At 68.2% G+C, this 17477-nt stretch carries 13 protein-coding genes; 12 read left to right on the top strand and 1 reads right to left on the bottom strand.

Going from position 1 to position 17477, the window contains the following annotated elements:
• The first annotated feature begins 62 nt into the window (after window positions 1-62).
• From miaB to mdoH, 6 genes are all read left to right on the top strand, one after another.
• Complete coding sequence (gene miaB / locus AC1DFC_RS20055) at window positions 63-1412, top strand: tRNA (N6-isopentenyl adenosine(37)-C2)-methylthiotransferase MiaB (RefSeq protein ID WP_413316243.1); 1350 nt, start codon at window positions 63-65, stop codon at window positions 1410-1412.
• On the top strand, window positions 1412-2839 hold the full coding sequence (locus AC1DFC_RS20050) for a sensor histidine kinase (protein ID WP_007831450.1): 1428 nt from the start codon (window positions 1412-1414) through the stop codon (window positions 2837-2839). Before miaB ends, AC1DFC_RS20050 begins: the two co-directional genes overlap by 1 nt.
• A 61-nt stretch (window positions 2840-2900) precedes the next feature.
• Entirely contained in the window at window positions 2901-3560 is a 660-nt protein-coding gene (locus AC1DFC_RS20045; protein WP_007831449.1) for a hypothetical protein, read from the top strand.
• Complete coding sequence (locus AC1DFC_RS20040) at window positions 3557-4945, top strand: sigma 54-interacting transcriptional regulator (protein WP_007831448.1); 1389 nt, start codon at window positions 3557-3559, stop codon at window positions 4943-4945. Before AC1DFC_RS20045 ends, AC1DFC_RS20040 begins: the two co-directional genes overlap by 4 nt.
• Window positions 4946-5138: 193 nt before the next feature.
• Window positions 5139-5342 (top strand): hypothetical protein, encoded by a 204-nt coding sequence (locus AC1DFC_RS20035; protein ID WP_056509013.1) that lies wholly within the window; start codon window positions 5139-5141, stop codon window positions 5340-5342.
• Between the two features lie 5 nt (window positions 5343-5347).
• Complete coding sequence (mdoH, locus tag AC1DFC_RS20030; RefSeq protein ID WP_007831446.1) at window positions 5348-7354, top strand: glucans biosynthesis glucosyltransferase MdoH; 2007 nt, start codon at window positions 5348-5350, stop codon at window positions 7352-7354.
• A 188-nt stretch (window positions 7355-7542) separates the two neighbouring features.
• Here mdoH and ffh read toward each other — a convergent pair whose 3' ends face one another.
• Window positions 7543-8931 carry a signal recognition particle protein gene (ffh, locus tag AC1DFC_RS20025; RefSeq protein WP_042673110.1) on the bottom strand — a complete coding sequence of 463 codons (1389 nt, stop codon included), beginning with the start codon at window positions 8929-8931 and terminating at the stop codon, window positions 7543-7545.
• Between the two features lie 184 nt (window positions 8932-9115).
• Here ffh and AC1DFC_RS20020 point away from each other — a divergent pair, with 184 nt between their 5' ends.
• From AC1DFC_RS20020 to AC1DFC_RS19995, 6 genes are all read left to right on the top strand, one after another.
• On the top strand, window positions 9116-9928 hold the full coding sequence (locus tag AC1DFC_RS20020) for a cytochrome C assembly family protein (RefSeq protein WP_007831443.1): 813 nt from the start codon (window positions 9116-9118) through the stop codon (window positions 9926-9928).
• On the top strand, window positions 9925-10185 hold the full coding sequence (locus tag AC1DFC_RS20015) for a PP0621 family protein (RefSeq protein WP_413315107.1): 261 nt from the start codon (window positions 9925-9927) through the stop codon (window positions 10183-10185). Before AC1DFC_RS20020 ends, AC1DFC_RS20015 begins: the two co-directional genes overlap by 4 nt.
• A complete protein-coding gene (locus AC1DFC_RS20010; RefSeq protein WP_007831441.1) occupies window positions 10182-11879 on the top strand; it encodes a two-component system sensor histidine kinase NtrB in 1698 nt (565 codons plus the stop codon). Before AC1DFC_RS20015 ends, AC1DFC_RS20010 begins: the two co-directional genes overlap by 4 nt.
• A gap of 5 nt (window positions 11880-11884) precedes the next feature.
• Window positions 11885-13450, top strand: coding sequence for a sigma-54-dependent transcriptional regulator (locus tag AC1DFC_RS20005; RefSeq protein ID WP_007831440.1), 1566 nt, complete (start codon window positions 11885-11887; stop codon window positions 13448-13450).
• Complete coding sequence (gene ampD, locus AC1DFC_RS20000) at window positions 13437-14060, top strand: 1,6-anhydro-N-acetylmuramyl-L-alanine amidase AmpD (protein ID WP_007831439.1); 624 nt, start codon at window positions 13437-13439, stop codon at window positions 14058-14060. The genes AC1DFC_RS20005 and ampD overlap by 14 nt, the downstream gene beginning before the upstream one ends.
• Window positions 14061-14409: 349 nt before the next feature.
• On the top strand, window positions 14410-17325 hold the full coding sequence (locus tag AC1DFC_RS19995; RefSeq protein ID WP_007831437.1) for a ribonucleoside-diphosphate reductase subunit alpha: 2916 nt from the start codon (window positions 14410-14412) through the stop codon (window positions 17323-17325).
• Window positions 17326-17477 lie beyond the last annotated feature (152 nt).

Genomic DNA, 17477 nt, shown 5'->3' with positions numbered 1-17477 from the left:
CCATGCGCTGACCGCCGCCGAGCCCTCCCCGTTGTTGCGGAGGGCATGAGAGAGAGCTCCCCATGAAAAAAGTATTCATCAAGACCTTCGGCTGCCAGATGAACGAGTACGACTCGGACAAGATGGCCGACGTGCTCAACGCCGCGCAGGGCTACGAGCCCACGCAGAACGTGGACGAGGCCGACCTCATCCTGTTCAACACCTGCTCGGTGCGCGAGAAGGCACAGGAAAAGGTGTTCTCCGACCTCGGCCGCGTGAAGCACCTGAAGGCCAGGGGCGTGAAGATCGGCGTGGGCGGCTGCGTGGCGAGCCAGGAGGGCGAGGCCATCATCGCGCGCGCTCCCTACGTCGACATCGTGTTCGGCCCGCAGACGCTGCACCGCCTGCCCGAGATGCTCAACGACCGCGAGCGCCTGAACCGCCCGCAGGTGGACATCAGCTTCCCCGAGATCGAGAAGTTCGACCACCTGCCACCCGCGCGCGTCGAGGGCGCGACGGCCTTCGTGTCGATCATGGAAGGCTGCTCCAAGTACTGCAGCTACTGCGTGGTGCCCTACACCCGCGGCGAGGAGGTGAACCGCCCGCTCGACGACGTGCTGGTCGAGATCGCCGGCCTGGCCGAGCAGGGTGTGCGCGAGATCACGCTGCTGGGCCAGAACGTGAACGCCTACCGCGGCAGGATGGGCGACACCGCCGAGATCGCCGACTTCGCGCTGCTGATCGAATACGTCGCCGAGATCCCCGGCATCGAGCGCATCCGCTACACCACGAGCCACCCGAACGAGTTCACGCCCCGGCTGATCGAGGCCTATGCCAAGGTGCCGCAGCTCGTGAGCCACCTGCACCTGCCGGTGCAGCACGGCAGCGACCGCATCCTGATGGCGATGAAGCGCGGCTACACCGCCATGGAATACAAGAGCACGGTGCGCAAGCTGCGCGCCATTCGCCCCGAGCTCGCCCTGAGCAGCGACTTCATCGTCGGCTTCCCCGGCGAGACGGACGACGACTTCAACAAGATGATGAAGCTGATCGACGACTGCCAGTTCGACGCCAGCTTCAGCTTCATCTTCAGCCCGCGCCCCGGCACGCCCGCCGCCGCACTGCAGGACGACACGCCGTATGAAGTGAAGCTCGCTCGCCTGCACACGCTGCAGGCCGTGATCGACGTCAACGTGAAGCGCTTCGGCCAGGCGCTGGTCGGCACCACGCAGCGCGTGCTGGTGGAAGGCGCCTCGCGCAAGGACGCGAACGAACTCATGGGCCGCACCGCCTGCAACCGCGTCGTCAACTTCGAAGGCGACGCGCGCCTCGTCGGCCAGATGGCCGACCTGCGCATCACGCGCTCGCTGGCCTACACGCTGCGCGGCGAGGTCGTGACGAGCGAATCGCCGATGCCGGTGCTCGCCCACTGATGGCGAAGCGACCGTCTACCCGGGGCTCGTTCCAGCAGCTCCTGCTGTTTGCCTTCCTGCTGATCACCGCGCTGCTGGTCGGCGTGGCGCTGCGTTCGGTGCTGCAGTACGACGCGCTGATGACGCAGAGCCGCGACGCGGCCGCGCGCGCGCTGCGCCTGTCGGGCGCGGCCCAGTCGCTGGCCGAGCGCAGCGCGGCCATGGAGCGCGCCGGGCGCCAGTCGCTGGTGCTCAACGACGCAGTGCTGCGCCGCCGCTTCGACGACGCTGCGCGCGAGGCGCACCAGGTGCTCGAGCGCCTGGAGAAGAACGGCCTGGCGCCCGCCGGCATCGAGATGTGGCGCACCCAGCTCGGCGTGATCGAGGGCCTGATGAGCGGCAACGCCGACAGCGCCCTGGCCCGCGAGAGCACGATGGCGATGCAATTCCGCGAACTCGACGCGCTCAACACCAATCTTGCGCAGCAGGCGCAGTTCCTGATCGAAACGCAGAACGACGCACTGGCCAGGCGCATCGAGAACGCGCGCCGCCGGCTGATGCGCGAAGTGGTGGCCGCCAGCGTGCTGGCCGTGTCGCTGGCGCTGGCCTTCGGCATCTGGCTGGCGCGGCCGTTCAAGCGGCTGGAGCACGCCATCGTCGGCCTCGGCCAGAACCGGCTCGACGAACCCATCGACATCCGCGGCCCGGCCGACGTGCGGCGCGTGTCGCAGCAGCTCGAGTGGCTGCGGCTGCGCCTGACCGAGCTCGATGCCGACAAGGCGCGCTTCCTGCGCCACGTGTCGCACGAGCTGAAGACGCCGCTGGCCGCGCTGCGCGAGGGTGTCTCGCTGCTCGAAGACGGAGTGACCGGTCCGCTGAACCCGGCGCAGCTCGAGGTTGCGCAGATCCTGCAGCAGAACACCGTGTCGCTGCAGGGCCAGATCGAGGCGCTGCTGCGCTTCAACGCCGCCGCCTTCGAGGCGCGCGAACTGCGCCGCGAGCGCACCGAGCTGCTGCCGTTGATTGAAGAGCAGATCGAGGCCCAGCGCCTGCAATGGCAGTCGCATGGCCTGCGCGTGCGGGCCGAGGGCGACCCCATCGCGATCACGGTCGACCGCACCAAGCTCGGCACCGCGATCGCCAACCTGCTGAGCAACGCCATTCGCTTTTCGGTAACGGGCGGTGTCATCACCCTGGCGGTATCGGGGACGCCCGAGGCAGTGCACATCGACGTCAACGACGCCGGGCCGGGCATCGCCGAGGGCGACCGCGACCGGATCTTCGAACCTTTCTTCCGCGGCGAGCGCCAGCCCGAGCACACGGTGAAAGGCACGGGCATCGGACTTTCCATCGTGCAGGAGTACATTGCAGCCCACGGGGGCCGCATCACCCTGCAGCCGGGCGGACCCGGTGCTCGCTTTCGCATCGAACTGCCGCGCACGGCCTGACCACCCTGGCGTCTTCTCCTCTCCAACACTGCCTCACCGCCTCGCGTCCTTTCTTCGACCCATGTCTTTTTCGTTCGTCCGCCGTTCCTCCTTCGCCGGGGCGATGACCGTGCCTTTCGTCCTGCTGCTGGCCGCCTGCGCCACGCAGCCCAAGCCGCCCGCGGAGGCCGAGGCGCTGCCGCCGCCCCCGGTCGTGCCGCGCGTGATGCCGGTGGAGGCCGAGCCGAAGGCGCCGGCCACGCAGCCCGCCTCGTCGCTCTTTACTTTGATGACGCAGGGACCGCAGGCGGCCATGCTGTCGTATGCCGACAAGGTGCGCCCGCTGAACGGCGCCGACCTGAGCACGGAAATCTCGCGCATCGGCGACCCGGGCGATTCGCCCACCACGCAGATGCAGCTGGCGCTGCTGCTCTCGCAGACCCGCGTGCCGGCCGACCTGGCGCGTGCCCTGGGCCTGCTGCAGCGCGTGATCGCCAACCCCGCACCCGAGGCCCAGGCCCTGCACCCGCTGGCACGCGCCCTGGCCGCGCGCTACGTGGAGCAGCGCCGCGTCGAGGACGATCGCGACAAGCAGGTGCAGCAGCTGCGCGACAGCCAGCGCCGCATCGACCAGCTGAACGACCGCATCGAAGCGCTGCGCGCCATCGAGCGCAGCTTCGCGCGGCCCAACACGGCGCCCGCAGCACCGGCGGCGCCCAACGGAAGCAAACCGACCCCATGAGCACTACCGGCGCCCGCCTCCTCGTGGTCGACGACGACCCGGACATGCTGCGGCTGCTCTCGATGCGGCTCAGCTCGGCGGGCTACCAGGTCACGGCCGTCACCTCGGCCGAGACTGCGCTCACGCAGCTCGAGATCGAACACCCGCAGCTCGTGCTGAGCGACGTGCGCCTGCCCGGGCGCGACGGCCTCCAGCTCTTCGACGAGATCCGCAAGCGCCATCCCTCGCTGCCGGTGATCCTGCTCACCGCGCACGGCACCATCCCCGACGCGGTCGAGGCCACGGCGCGTGGCGTGTTCACCTACCTCACCAAGCCCTACGACGGCCGTGAGCTGCTCGACAAGATCGCGCAGGCGCTGGCGCTCGGCGCGCCCGCCACCACGCCGAGCAAGGCCGGCGACGACAGCTGGCGCTCCGAGATCGTGAGCCGCAGCAACCGCATGGCCGAACTGCTGGCCGAGGCGCGCATGGTCGCCAAGTCGGACGCCTCGGTACTGCTGCGCGGCGACTCGGGCGCCGGCAAGGAAATGCTCGCGCGCGCGATCCACAAGGCCAGCGCGCGTGCCGACAAGCCCTTCGTGGCGGTCAACTGCGGTGCCATTCCCGAAGCGCTGCTCGAGTCGGAGCTGTTCGGCCACATGAAGGGCGCCTTCACCGACGCCCATGCCAACCACAAGGGCCTGTTCCAGCAGGCCGACGGCGGCACGCTGCTGCTCGACGAAATCGGGGACATGCCGCCCGCGCTGCAGGTCAAGCTGCTGCGCGTGCTGCAGGAGCGCGCGGTGCGCCCGCTGGGCGCGAGCCAGTCGATCCAGGTCGACGTGCGCATCGTCTCGGCCACCCATCGCGACCTCGACGCCGCAATGGAGGCCGGCCAGTTCCGCGAAGACCTGTATTACCGCCTGAACGTGGTGACGCTCACGCTGCCACCGCTGTCGGCGCGGCGCGAGGACATTCCGCTGCTGGCCAACCACTTTCTGCAGCGCCTGTCGACCAAGTACGGCAAGCGGCTGTCGGGCTTCGCACCCGAGGCGCTGAAGGCGCTGACCACGGCCGCCTGGCCGGGCAACGTGCGCCAGCTGTTCAACGTGGTCGAGCAGGTCTGCGCACTGTCGAGCTCGCCGCTGATTCCTCTGGCGCTGGTGCAGCGCGCGCTGCGCGTGCCGACGGTCGAGGTCCAGACCTACGCCGAGGCCAAGCAGCGTTTCGAGCGCGACTACCTCGTCGGCCTGCTGAAACTGACCGACGGCAACGTGGCCGATGCGGCCCGCCTGGCCGATCGCAACCGCACGGAGTTCTACCGGCTTCTGCAGAAGCACGAACTCACGCCAGGCCACTTCAAGGCCGACGCTGTCGCTCCTGGCGGGGACCCTGTCGCCGAGTAGCGACGCCCCTAAGTCATTGATTTATATAGCCAATCCCTACCCGCCCAGGAGGCTTGTCGGGATTCGGCGACAAAAACAGGGGTTTGGAGGCCTTCCGGCAGCCTCCTCCCGCGAAAAACACCTCCGGATCGGTCCAAGTCATTGATCTGAAAGCGTTTTTCCAGCCTGGCACAGGGTTTGCCCCTGTACTGGCATGACAGCACTAACCAGCCCATCTTTCGCACTGCGCCAGCAGCGCGACGGCCTGCGTCAAAAGCAGTTTTCCTCCTCGCGGCCCCGTGCCGCGGGCCATTCGCTCGCCGCGCTCGCAAGCGCTGGCGGCGCCGAGCCGGATTGCGTGATCAAGCGCTTTCCTGCCATTGGCGACACCCCTTCCCTCGACAAGCAACGTTGGTAAATCACATGAAGCCGAACGACTTCTCCCAACTGAACGTGCTGGCCGACACCGATTTTTCGCACCGCAGCGCGGTTCGCGAGGAACGCCATCCCAATTCGGTCACCGCCCCGCCGGTCAACCGCGGTTCGATGACGCCCCGCCCCTGGCGCGGTTTCTGGAACAGCATCGGCACCGCCCTGCTGGTCAGGCTCGGTGCCGGCGGCAAGCGCCAAAGCGCCGGCCCGGCCGAAGCCCGCCAACCGTGGCAGCGTGCCGCGGCCCAGCGCCGCAACGCGTTCATGCTGCTCACCGTGCTGAGCACCGTGATCGCCTCGACGCTGTTCGCCGGCGTGCAACCCGACTACGACAACGTCTGGCTCGAATACGGCCAGATCGGCCTGTACGGCCTGCTCTCGGGCTGGGTCGTGACCGGCTTCGTGACCGCACTCATGGGCTTCTACGTCTCGGTACGCGGTGACAAGCACGCCCTGTCGGCGAAACAGGTGGCCAACCACCCGATGAACCCCGAGGCCCGCACCGCGATCATCATGCCGATCTGCAACGAAGACGTTGCCACGGTATTCGCCGGCCTGCGCGCCACCTGCGAATCGGTCGCCTCCACCGGCCACGCAAAGCAGTTCGACGTGTTCGTGCTGTCCGACAGCTACAACCCCGAGACCGCCGCCGCCGAGCGCGCCGCCTGGGAAGACCTGCGTGCCGCCCTGGCCGAGAGCCCCAACCAGCCGCAGGTCGAGGTGTATTACCGCCTGCGCACCCGCCGCACGCACCGCAAGGCCGGCAACGTGGCCGACTTCTGCCGCCGCTGGGGCAAGGACTACCGCTACATGGTCGTGCTCGACGCCGACTCGGTGATGAGCGGCGACTGCCTGACCTCGATGGTCAAGCTGATGGAAGCCAATCCCACCGCCGGCATCATCCAGACCGCGACGCAGGCCATCGGCCACGTCACGCTGCATGCCCGCGCACAGCAATTCGCTTCCCGCGTGACGGGCCGCCTGTTCACGCTGGGCATGCAGTTCTGGCAACTGGGCGAATCGCACTACTGGGGCCACAACGCGATCATCCGCGTCGAACCCTTCATGAAGCATTGCGCGCTGGCCCCGATCAAGGGCACCGGCGGCATGTCGGGCGGCATCATGTCGCACGACTTCGTCGAAGCCGCGCTGATGCGCCGTGCCGGCTACAACGTGTGGCTGGTGTCCGACCTCGTTGGCAGCTACGAGCAGCAACCGCCGGACCTGCTGGCCGAACTGCAGCGCGACCGCCGCTGGTGCCAGGGCAACCTGCAGAACGCCCGCCTGATGGCCGAGCCCGGCATCCACCCGGTGCACCGCGCGATGTTCGTGACCGGCACCATGGCCTACGTCTCCGCCCCGCTGTGGCTGGCCTTCCTGACGCTGGGCACCGCCCTGTGGCTCAGCGGCTCGAGCCTCGTGTCGAGCTGGAGCGTGCTGCCCGCCGAACTGGCCGGCCTGTGGGTCTGGACCCTGTGCCTGCTGTTCCTGCCGCGCGTGCTGGGCATCGCTGCCGTGCTGATGCGCGGCGAGCAACGCCAGTACGGCGGTGTGTGGGGCCTCGTGAAGAGCTCCATGATGGAAAGCGGCCTCGCCATCGTGCAGGCCCCGGTCCGCATGCTGGCCCACTCGCTGTTCGTGCTGGTCGCCCTCACCGGCATCAAGCTCGACTGGAAGTCGCCCCCGCGCGAAGCCGCCGCCGTGCCGTGGAAGGTCGCCGCGTCGCAGCTGGCCCCCATGACGCTGGTGATCGCCATGCTGGCCGTCGGCGTCGCGATGATCGACCCGAGCGCGCTGATCTGGCTCATGCCCGTCGGCCTGCCGCTGCTGCTGGCGATTCCGCTGACGGTGCTGACCAGCCAGATCGCACTGGGCACCACGCTGCGCGACCGCGGCTTCCTGCTGATTCCAGAGGAATCGCGCTCGCCGGCCGTGCTGCGCCGTGCGTGGATGCATGCGGTTCGCCTCGCGCGGCCTGCTGCACTGGCAACCGCCTGATGCGCTGAAGACACAGCGCCCCGAAGCCGGCCTCAGGGTCGGCTTTTTTCATGGCGGGCATGCAGGTCGCGCTGGCGTGCACGCAGCCGCCGAGGCGCAGCAGGTCTACGAAGTGCAGCCCTGAAGACAGAAGGCCCGCCGGTGCGAACCGGCGGGCCTTCTTATATATATGTGCGTGTGGCGTTCGCTCAGAACGGCAGCTTCGGGCCACCAGGGCCGCCCATCCCGCCCATGCCCTTCATGCCGCCCATCTTCTTCATCATCTTCATCAGGCCGCCGCCCTTCATCTTCTTCATCATCCCCTGCATCTGCTCGAACTCGTTGAGCAGGCGGTTCACCTCCTGAACCTGCACGCCGGCGCCGGCCGCGATGCGGCGCTTGCGCGTGGCCTTCAGCAGCTCGGGCTTGCGGCGCTCCAGCGGGGTCATGCTCTGGATGATCCCTTCCTTGCGGCGGATGTCGCGCTCGGCGCGCGTCATGTCGGCCTCGGTCGCCTTGGCGGCCATTTGCGTGGGCAGCTTGTCCATCAGGCTGGAGAGCCCGCCCATCTGCTTCATTTGCTGCAGCTGGCCCAGGAAGTCGTTCAGGTCGAAGCCCGCGCCGCTCTTGACCTTGGCCGCGAGCTTCTGCGCCGCCGCCACGTCGACGCCGGCCGTGACCTGCTCGACCAGCGCGACGATGTCGCCCATGCCGAGGATGCGGCCCGCATGGCGCTCGGCATCGAATACCTCGAGGCCGTCGATCTTCTCGCTGGTGCCGGCGAACTTGATCGGCACGCCCGTGACCTGCCGCACCGACAGCGCCGCACCGCCGCGCGAATCGCCGTCGGTCTTGGTCAGGATGATGCCGGTGAGCGGCAGCGCTTCCTTGAAGGCCCTGGCGGTGTTGATCGCGTCCTGGCCCTGCATGGCATCGACCACGAACAGGGTCTCGACCGGGTCGACCGCCGCGTGCAGCTGCTTGATCTCGGTCATCAGCGCTTCGTCGATCGCAAGGCGGCCGGCGGTGTCGACCAGCAGCACGTCGAAATAGTGGCGCTTGGCGTGGTCGAGCGCTGCGCGCGCGATGTCGAGCGGCTTCTGGTCGGGCGTGCTCGGGAACCATTCGGCGCCGGCCTGCTTGGTGACGGTCTTGAGCTGCTCGATGGCGGCGGGGCGGTACACGTCGCCTGACACCGTCAGCACCTTCTTCTTGCGCTTCTCGATCAGGTGCTTGGCCAGCTTGGCGGTGGTGGTGGTCTTGCCGGCGCCCTGCAGGCCGGCCATGAGGATCACGGCCGGCGGCTGAGCCGCGAGGTTGATGTCGGACACGCCCTCGCCCATGGTGGCGGCCAGTTCGCGGTTGACGATGCCGACCAGCGCCTGGCCCGGCTTGAGCGAGCCCAGCACTTCCTGGCCGAGCGCCTTGTCTTTCACCCGGGCCACGAAGTCGCGCACCACGGGCAGCGCCACGTCGGCTTCCAGCAGCGCCATGCGCACTTCGCGCAACATGTCCTGCACGTTGCTTTCGGTGATGCGGGCCTGGCCGCTCATCGTCTTGACGAGGCGGGAGAACTTTTCTGTGAGGGCGGTGGCCATGAGCGGGATGCCTTGCTGCCCGCCGCAGCGGGTCATTGGAAAGTCGTGTACCTGAATCGGCGGCTTGCGCCCCTTCGCGAGACGCCGGGGAACCGGCTTGGCCGGGCCTCCGGTGCCGCCCCCGGTGAGGGGGTTGGCGCTGCGGCACGAAGTGCGCAAGCCTGGGGGAGATAAACTCCAGCCGATGATTTTAGCGATCCCCTCCCCACTCGGCGTGGCGCTGGGCATCGCCGCCGGGGCTGCCTACGGTTTTGTCGCCGCTGCCGGCGCAAGACTGAGCCGCCAATCGACCCAGTGGGCACTCGGCATTGCATGGCTTCTGCATGCCGCCGTGCTGGTCCACGGCCTCATCGGCGGCGAGCCGCGCTTCGGCTTTGCGCCCGCCCTGTCGGTCACCGCGTGGCTGGTGCTCACCGTCTACGCGGTCGAAAGCCGCATGTATCCCCAATTGAAAGTACGGCGCGCGCTGGCCTGGCTGGGCGCGGCCGCGGTGCTGCTGGCCATCCTGTTCCCGGGCACGCCGCTGCATGTCACGGCCTCGCCGTGGCTGCCATTGCACCTGGCGCTCGGCATCGCCTCGTACGGCCTGTTCGGCGCTGCGGTCGTGCACGCCTGGCTGATCACCCGCGCCGAAAAGCAGATCCGGCTCGCCACCGCCGAACCGCAGGGCGGCGTGCCGCTGCTCACGCTCGAGCGGCTCACCTTCCGTTTCGTCACAGCCGGCTTCGTGCTGCTGTCGGCCACGCTGCTGGCCGGCCTGCTGTTCAGCGAACAGTTGTACGGCGCCGCGGGCCGCGTCTGGAAGTGGGACCACAAGACCACCTTCTCGGTGCTCGCCTGGCTCACCTTCGCGATCCTGTTGACCGGCCGGGCCCGCTTCGGCTGGCGCGGCCGTACGGCGCGGCGCGTGCTGTATGCCGGCTCCGCCCTTTTGCTGCTGGCCTACGTGGGCTCCCGCTTCGTGTTCGAAGTGGTGCTGGCCCGGCCTCCCGTATGAAATACCTCCTCGTTCTCGCGGTGCTCTGGGTCGCGATCTGGCTCTGGCGCAAGAACCGGCGCGAAGAAATGCGCGACGCCATGCGCGAGCGCGCGGCCAAGGCACAGCAACGCGTCCCCACTCCGCCCGGGCCGCCGCAGGCCATGGTGCGCTGCGCTCATTGCGGGCTGCACCTGCCCGCGACCGACGCCATCTCCGGCCCAGGCGGCGCGGTCTATTGCAGCGCTGCGCACCGCGAAGCGGCCGCCGCGCGATGAGTTCCCCGCTCTGGGCGCGCGGCGAGCCGGTCACCGACTGGGACGTGCTCGACCAGCACCCGGACGAGAGCACGGCGCTGATCCGGCTCTGGCGCGGCTTCATGGGCGCGCGCTGCTTCGTCGCGCTGGTGCTGGTGCTGCTGCAGGGCGTGGCCTTTGCCATCGGGCAGACGATGCAGCCGGTGGCCATCGCCATCTCGGCCCTGTACCTCGTCGCGACCTGGCTGGGCATGCGCTACAGGCGCGTCCAGCCGCCGATCCGCGGCTTCGCCGCGCTCTGGCTGCTGACCATCGGCATCGACCTGGCCGCCTTCACCGCCTTGCAGGTGCTGCAGGGCGGCAGCGTCAACTACACGCCGCTGTTCGCGCTGCCGGTGCTCATGAGCGCGGTGCTCGGCACCATGATCGTGAGCCTGGGCACCACCGCCACCGTCACGCTGCTGCTGCTGGCCGACGCGGGCTGGCACTGGCTGCAGCAGCCGGTCGATTCGTCGGCACGCTTCGTGCAGGCGGCGCTCACCGGCACCGGACTGTTCGTGGTGGCGCTGCTCGCGCACGAAATGGCCCGCCGGCTGGCGCGCGAGGAAGCCGTGGCGCAGCGCAGCCGCAGCAGCGCGCAGATGCAGGCGCAGGTCAACGACCTGGTGATCGAGACCCTGAGCGAAGGCGTGCTGGTGATCGACGCCGAAGGCCTGGTGCATGCGGCCAACCCGGCGGCCGACGCGATCCTCGGCCAGGGCCTGGCGAAGCTGACGCTGCCGTTCCCGCTGCATGCCCAGCCCGCCTGGCATGCACTGGCCGCGCTGGCGCGCCAGACCTTCGCGCGCCGGGCGCCGCAGACGGAAGAAATTCCCGTCGCGCAGGCGCGCGGTGCGGCGCGCGAAGTGCGCGTGCGCACGCGGCTCACGCCCACCAGCGACCAGCGCCTCGACAGCCTGTGCGTGATGTTCCTGCAGGACCTGCGCGAGCTCGAGGCCCGCATCCGCACCGAGAAGCTGGCCGCGATGGGCCGCATGTCGGCCGCCGTGGCGCATGAAATCCGCAATCCGCTGGCCGCCATCACGCAGGCCAGCGCGCTGCTCAACGAAGACCTGACCGATCCCGCGCACCGCAAGCTCACGAGCATGGTGCAGCACAACGCGCAGCGGCTCGCGCGCATCGTGGACGACGTGCTCGACGTCTCGCGCGCGCGCCAGCAGCGCGTGCTGTCGCTCGGCGAGCAGGTCGTGCTCGACCCCGCGGTGCAGGTGCTGGCCGAGGAATGGGTGCGCCAGACCCAGCGCAAGGGCGTACTGGTGTCGCTCGACGCGCCCGGCAGCGAGGTGCGCTTCGACGCCGAGCACCTGCGCCGGCTGATCGTGAACCTGCTGGACAACGCCTCACGCTACGCCGGCAAGAGCGAAGGCTCGATCCAGGTGCTGACCGCGCAGCAGCGCGGCGGCAGCAACCGCCCGAGCCTGATGGTGTGGAGCGACGGCGCGCCGCTGGAACCGGCGGTGCAGCGGCACCTGTTCGAACCCTTTTTCTCGTCCGAGAGCCGCTCCAGCGGGCTGGGCCTGTTCCTGTGCCGCGAACTGTGCCGGCGGCACGGCGCCACCATCGGCTACGAGCGGCGCGCGCTGGTGCCGGGCGGACCCGAGGGCAACGAATTCTTCGTCAGCTTTGCCGCCAGCGAAAACCGGCTGACACAATAACGCCCGTGAGCAACTCCACCCCTTCCACACAGCGGCCGGCGCAGATCCTGGTCATCGACGACGAGCCCGACCTGCGCACGCTGTACGAACTGACGCTGCTGCGCGAGGGCTATCGCGTCGAGGCCGCCGGCAGCGTGTCGGAAGCGTGGGAGCACCTGGAGGCCGGCCGTTTCGACGCGGTGATCACCGACATGCGGCTGCCCGACGGGCAGGGCATGGAAATCATCCACCGCATCCAGAAAGACCAGCGCAGCGAGCGCTGCGTGGTGATGACGGCCTATGGCTCCGCCGAGAACGCGGTGGAAGCATTGAAGGCCGGCGCCTTCGACTACCTCACGAAGCCGGTCGATCTGAAGCAGTTCCGCGCCGTGGTGGCCTCCGCGGTGCAGGCGCGGCACGCGCCGCAGCCGATGGCCAAGTTGGCGCAGGCTGCGCCCGCCGTCAACAACAACGTCATCAGCGACGCCGTGGTGGCCACCTCCAGCACCGGCATCGCCGCACTCGACCGTCTCGTGGGCGAGTCGGAGCCCATGCGCCTCGTCAAGTCGCGCATCGCCAAGGTGGCGCGCGGCATGGCACCGGTGCTGGTACGCGGCGAGTCCGGCACCGGCAAGGAGCTGGTGGCGCGCGCGGTGCATGCCTGCAGCCAGCGCAGCGAGGGGCCGTTCGTCGCGGTGAACTGCGGCGCGATTCCCGAGAACCTGCTCGAAGCCGAGTTCTTCGGTGCCAAGAAGGGCTCGTACACCGGCTCGTCGCAGGACCGCGACGGCTACTTCCAGGCCGCGCGCGGCGGCACGCTGTTTCTCGACGAGATCGGCGACCTGCCGCTGGCCATGCAGTCGAAGCTGCTGCGCGCGATCCAGGAGCGCAGCGTGCGCTCGATCGGCTCGACGCAGGAAGACGCCGTCGACGTGCGCATCGTGAGCGCCACCCATAAAGACCTGCACGCCGAAGTGCAGGCAGGCCGTTTCCGGCAAGACCTTTTCTACCGCCTCAACGTGATCGAGATCGCGGTGCCCGCATTGCGCGAGCGCCGCGAGGACCTGCCCGCGCTGTGCGCCGCGCTGTTGTCGCGCATCGCGCAGGACGGCGGGCTGCCGGTGCCGCACCTTTCGGACGACCTGCTGCGCCGCCTCGCGCAGCACCCGCTCAACGGCAACGTGCGCGAGCTCGAGAACCTGCTGCACCGCGCGGTGGCGCTGAACGACGGCGACGAACTGCACCTCGACCTGATGGGCGGCTTCACCGCCTCCGTCGAAGCCGCGGCATCCGCGCCGGCGCCGCTGTCGCCCGCTGCCGATGCATCTGCTGCCGCGCCGGCTCCGCTGCCGATGGCGCCGGTCGCACCACCCAAGGCCGCACCGCCGCCGCTGCCCTCCGACCTGCAGGCCTACCTCGACCAGCAGGAGCGCGAAATCCTCGTGCGCGCGCTGCACGAGAGCGGCTTCAATCGCACCGCGGCCGCCGCACGGCTCGGCATGAGCCTGCGCCAGATCCGCTACCGCATCGCGCGGCTGGGCATCACCACGCCCAACGGCGACGATGGCGCGAGCAACCATGCCGACGACTGAAGCACCCACGCCCGGCGCTCCTGACAACGGCGACGACGGACTCTGGCAAGCCGGCTGGTACCGCTTCGCGAAGGCGCTGCGCTCGCCCAACTTCGGGCCCCGGCCCGCTGGCGCGCAGACCGACCTCATCGTGCTGCACTCGATCAGCCTGCCGCCCGGCGAATACGGCGGCGATGCGGTGCAGCGGCTCTTCACCAACCAGCTCGACTGGGACGCGCACCCCTATTTCCAGTCGATCCGCGGGCTCGAGGTGTCCTCTCATTTCTACGTGCGCCGCAACGGCGAACTCTGGCAGTTCGTGAGCTGCGACGACCGTGCCTGGCACGCCGGTGCATCGTCGTGGCGCGGCCGCGGCAACTGCAACGATGACTCCGTCGGCATCGAGCTCGAAGGACTCGAGGGCCAGCCGTTCGACGAGCCGCAATACGAGACGCTCGCGAGCCTGTGCGCAGCGGTCGCGCAGCACTATCCGATCGCGCACATCGCCGGCCACGAGCACATCGCGCCGGGCCGCAAGCAGGACCCAGGCGCGGGCTTCGAGTGGCGTCGGCTGCGTGAACAGCTCGGCTGGAATCCACAGATGTTTCCGCCGCAGGTGACGCAGCGCTAATTTTTTCAATCGCCCGGCGCCCCGCGATGCGCCACTCGTGCAGCGCAGCAATACGAAAGTTGCGAACGCGCGATGCAGCAACCATGCGCCCTGCAGGCCCAAATCGTCTTGCAAGCCAAGCTCCATGCGGGTTGCGCGACCATAGTCCAGTGTCCACGCGGCATCGACGGCCGTGCCGATGCCTAGATAGTTACCCCTACTACCAAAAATTGCCGCAAAACACTACCTGTAGTGGCTTGTAGACCCCCGGCACCCTAGATATAGTGTCCTCCGTCCGGTCATCCACACCGGCGCGGTGCCCCGACCAGGCGCCGCCATCCAACAAGAATTGCCAACCGAGAGGAAGCGAATGCAAACAGCCCTGAACCCCCAATCGACCCCGCGTGCCGTTCCCTCGACGTCACTGCAACAGCAGCGAGACACTGCTGGCTCCCCCAGCGGCCAGAACCTCGCCCACTACCAGATCATCCGGCGCAACGGCGCCGTTGTTCCCTTCGAGCCGAACAAGATCGCGATCGCGATGATGAAGGCCTTCCTGGCCGTGCACGGCACCCAGGGCGCGGCTTCCGCCAGCGTGCGCGAAACGGTCGATGTGCTCACGCAGGGTGTGATCCGCGCGCTGGTGCGTTCGCGTCCGGGCGGCGGCACCTTCCACATCGAGGACGTGCAGGACCAGGTCGAGCTCGGCCTGATGCGCGGCGGCCACCATGAAATCGCCCGCGCCTACGTGCTGTACCGCGAGCGCCGCTCGCAAGAGCGTTCGAAGCAGGGCGAACAGGACGTGCCGGCCGCGCCCGCGCTGCACGTGCTGGACAACGGCGAACTGGTCGCGCTCGACCTGAACGAACTCAAGGGCCTGATCGAGTCCGCCTGTGAAGGCCTGGGCGACAGCATCACGGCCGCGCCGATCGTCGCCGAGACGATGCGCAACCTGTACGACGGCGTGCCGCTCGACGAGGTCTACAAGGCGTCCATCCTCGCAGCCCGCACGCTGATCGAGAAGGACCCCGACTACACCTTCGCCACAGCGCGCCTGCTGCTGCACACGATCTTCAAGGAAATCATCGGCCGCGAAGTGATGCCGGTCGAGCGCGCCACCGCCTACGCCGACTACTTCCCGCAGTTCATCAAGAAGGGCGTCGAGAACGAGCTGCTCGACGAGAAGCTGCTGCAGTACGACCTGCCCCGCCTGGGCGCCGCCCTGAAGGCCGAGCGCGACAACCAGTTCGACTACCTCGGCCTGCAGACCCTGTACGACCGCTACTTCCTGCACGTGCGCAAGACGCGCATCGAGCTGCCGCAGGCTTTCTTCATGCGCGTGGCCATGGGCCTGTCGCTGAACGAAATCGACCGCGAAGCCCGCGCCATCGAGTTCTATGAAGTGCTGTCGTCGTTCGACTTCATGTCGAGCACGCCCACCCTGTTCAACGCCGGCACGCTGCGCTCGCAGCTGTCGAGCTGCTACCTGACCACCGTGCCCGACGACCTGGACGGCATCTACGAGTCGATCAAGGAAAACGCCCTGCTCTCGAAGTTCGCGGGCGGCCTGGGCAACGACTGGACCCGCGTGCGCGCGCTGGGCAGCCACATCAAGGGCACGAACGGCGAATCGCAGGGCGTGGTGCCGTTCCTGAAGGTGGTGAACGACACGGCCGTGGCCGTGAACCAGGGCGGCAAGCGCAAGGGCGCGGTCTGCACGTACCTGGAAACCTGGCACCTCGACATCGAGGAGTTCCTGGAGCTGCGCAAGAACACCGGCGACGACCGCCGCCGCACGCACGACATGAACACTGCCAACTGGATTCCCGACCTGTTCATGCGCCGCGTGATGGAAAAGGGCACCTGGACGCTGTTCTCGCCCTCCAACGTGCCCGACCTGCACGACCTGTTCGGCGCAGACTTCGAAAAGGCCTACGTGGCCTACGAAGAGAAGGCTGCCCGCGGCGACATCAAGCCCGCGCGCACCATCCAGGCGACCGACCTGTGGCGCAAGATGCTCACGATGCTGTTCGAGACCGGCCACCCCTGGATCACGTTCAAGGACGCTTGCAACGTGCGCTCGCCGCAGCAGCACGCCGGCGTGGTGCACTCGTCGAACCTCTGCACCGAGATCACGCTGAACACCAGCGACACCGAAACCGCCGTCTGCAACCTGGGTTCGGTGAACCTGCTGCAGCACCTGAAGGACGGCAAGGTCGACCAGGAAAAGCTCAAGCGCACGATCTCGACCGCGATGCGCATGCTCGACAACGTGATCGACATCAACTACTACGCCGTGAAGAAGGCGCGCGACTCCAACCTGCGCCACCGTCCGGTCGGCCTGGGCCTGATGGGCTTCCAGGACGCGCTGTACGAACTGCGCATTCCCTACGCCTCGCAGGAAGCCGTGCAGTTCGCCGACGAGTCGATGGAAGCCATCTGCTACCACGCCTACTGGGCCTCGACCGAGCTGGCCCGCGAACGCGGCAAGTACTCGAGCTACAAGGGCTCGCTGTGGGACAAGGGCATCCTGCCGATCGACTCGCTCGACCTGCTCGAGAAGGCCCGCGGCGGCTACGTCGAGGTCGACCGCTCGGCCACCCTCGACTGGGACACGCTGCGCCAGAAGATCAAGGCCGACGGCATGCGCAATTCGAACTGCGTGGCCATCGCCCCGACCGCGACCATCTCGAACATCATCGGCGTGGACGCTTCGATCGAGCCCTGCTTCGGCAACCTGTCGGTCAAGTCGAACCTGTCGGGCGAGTTCACCGTGATCAACCACTACCTGGTGCGCGACCTGAAGCGCCTGGGCCTGTGGGACGACGTGATGGTCATGGACCTGAAGCACTTTGACGGCTCGCTGCGCCCCATCGACCGCGTGCCGCAGGACGTGAAGGCGCTCTACGCCACCGCGTTCGAAGTCGAAACGACATGGCTGGTGGAGGCCGCCGCGCGCCGCCAGAAGTGGATCGACCAGGCGCAGTCGCTGAACATCTACATGGCCGGCGCATCGGGCAAGAAGCTCGACGACACCTACAAGCTCGCATGGGTGCGCGGCCTGAAGACCACGTACTACCTGCGCACGCAGAGCGCGACGCACGCCGAAAAATCGACGGTGCAATCGGGCCGTCTCAACGCAGTGTCGTCGGGCAACGACGCACCCTCGGGCATGAGCGCACTCGAAGCCGCCGCTGCCGCAGCGAAGGCGCAGATGAGCGCGATGCCCGCCACCGACATCGCGTTCTGCGGTGTCGACGATCCGACCTGCGAAGCGTGCCAGTGACGCTGCGCTGAATCAGCGAGGCACGTGCGAAGAAAAAAAATCGCGCGGCGTTCGGTCAATCGAGGCATTGACCGACACCGCGCGACGCATGCGAGCAACATAACAACCACATAAATGGAGCACGGTGTGAACGAGCACTTTGCAACTCTCAC

Source organism: Variovorax sp. 10L421, assembly GCF_056395365.1.
Note: the sequence above shows the minus strand (reverse complement) of the source record. Positions and strands in the feature narration are given on the sequence as shown.

Bases quoted from the DNA above. Each gene is read 5' to 3' on its own strand.
- miaB (WP_413316243.1), top strand. From the start codon at position 63: ATGAAAAAAGTATTCATCAAGACCTTCGGCTGCCAGATGAACGAGTAC.
- AC1DFC_RS20050 (WP_007831450.1), top strand. From the start codon at position 1,412: ATGGCGAAGCGACCGTCTACCCGGGGCTCGTTCCAGCAGCTCCTGCTG.
- AC1DFC_RS20045 (WP_007831449.1), top strand. From the start codon at position 2,901: ATGTCTTTTTCGTTCGTCCGCCGTTCCTCCTTCGCCGGGGCGATGACC.
- AC1DFC_RS20040 (WP_007831448.1), top strand. From the start codon at position 3,557: ATGAGCACTACCGGCGCCCGCCTCCTCGTGGTCGACGACGACCCGGAC.
- AC1DFC_RS20035 (WP_056509013.1), top strand. From the start codon at position 5,139: ATGACAGCACTAACCAGCCCATCTTTCGCACTGCGCCAGCAGCGCGAC.
- mdoH (WP_007831446.1), top strand. From the start codon at position 5,348: ATGAAGCCGAACGACTTCTCCCAACTGAACGTGCTGGCCGACACCGAT.
- ffh (WP_042673110.1), bottom strand. From the start codon at position 8,931: ATGGCCACCGCCCTCACAGAAAAGTTCTCCCGCCTCGTCAAGACGATG.
- AC1DFC_RS20020 (WP_007831443.1), top strand. From the start codon at position 9,116: ATGATTTTAGCGATCCCCTCCCCACTCGGCGTGGCGCTGGGCATCGCC.
- AC1DFC_RS20015 (WP_413315107.1), top strand. From the start codon at position 9,925: ATGAAATACCTCCTCGTTCTCGCGGTGCTCTGGGTCGCGATCTGGCTC.
- AC1DFC_RS20010 (WP_007831441.1), top strand. From the start codon at position 10,182: ATGAGTTCCCCGCTCTGGGCGCGCGGCGAGCCGGTCACCGACTGGGAC.
- ampD (WP_007831439.1), top strand. From the start codon at position 13,437: ATGCCGACGACTGAAGCACCCACGCCCGGCGCTCCTGACAACGGCGAC.
- AC1DFC_RS19995 (WP_007831437.1), top strand. From the start codon at position 14,410: ATGCAAACAGCCCTGAACCCCCAATCGACCCCGCGTGCCGTTCCCTCG.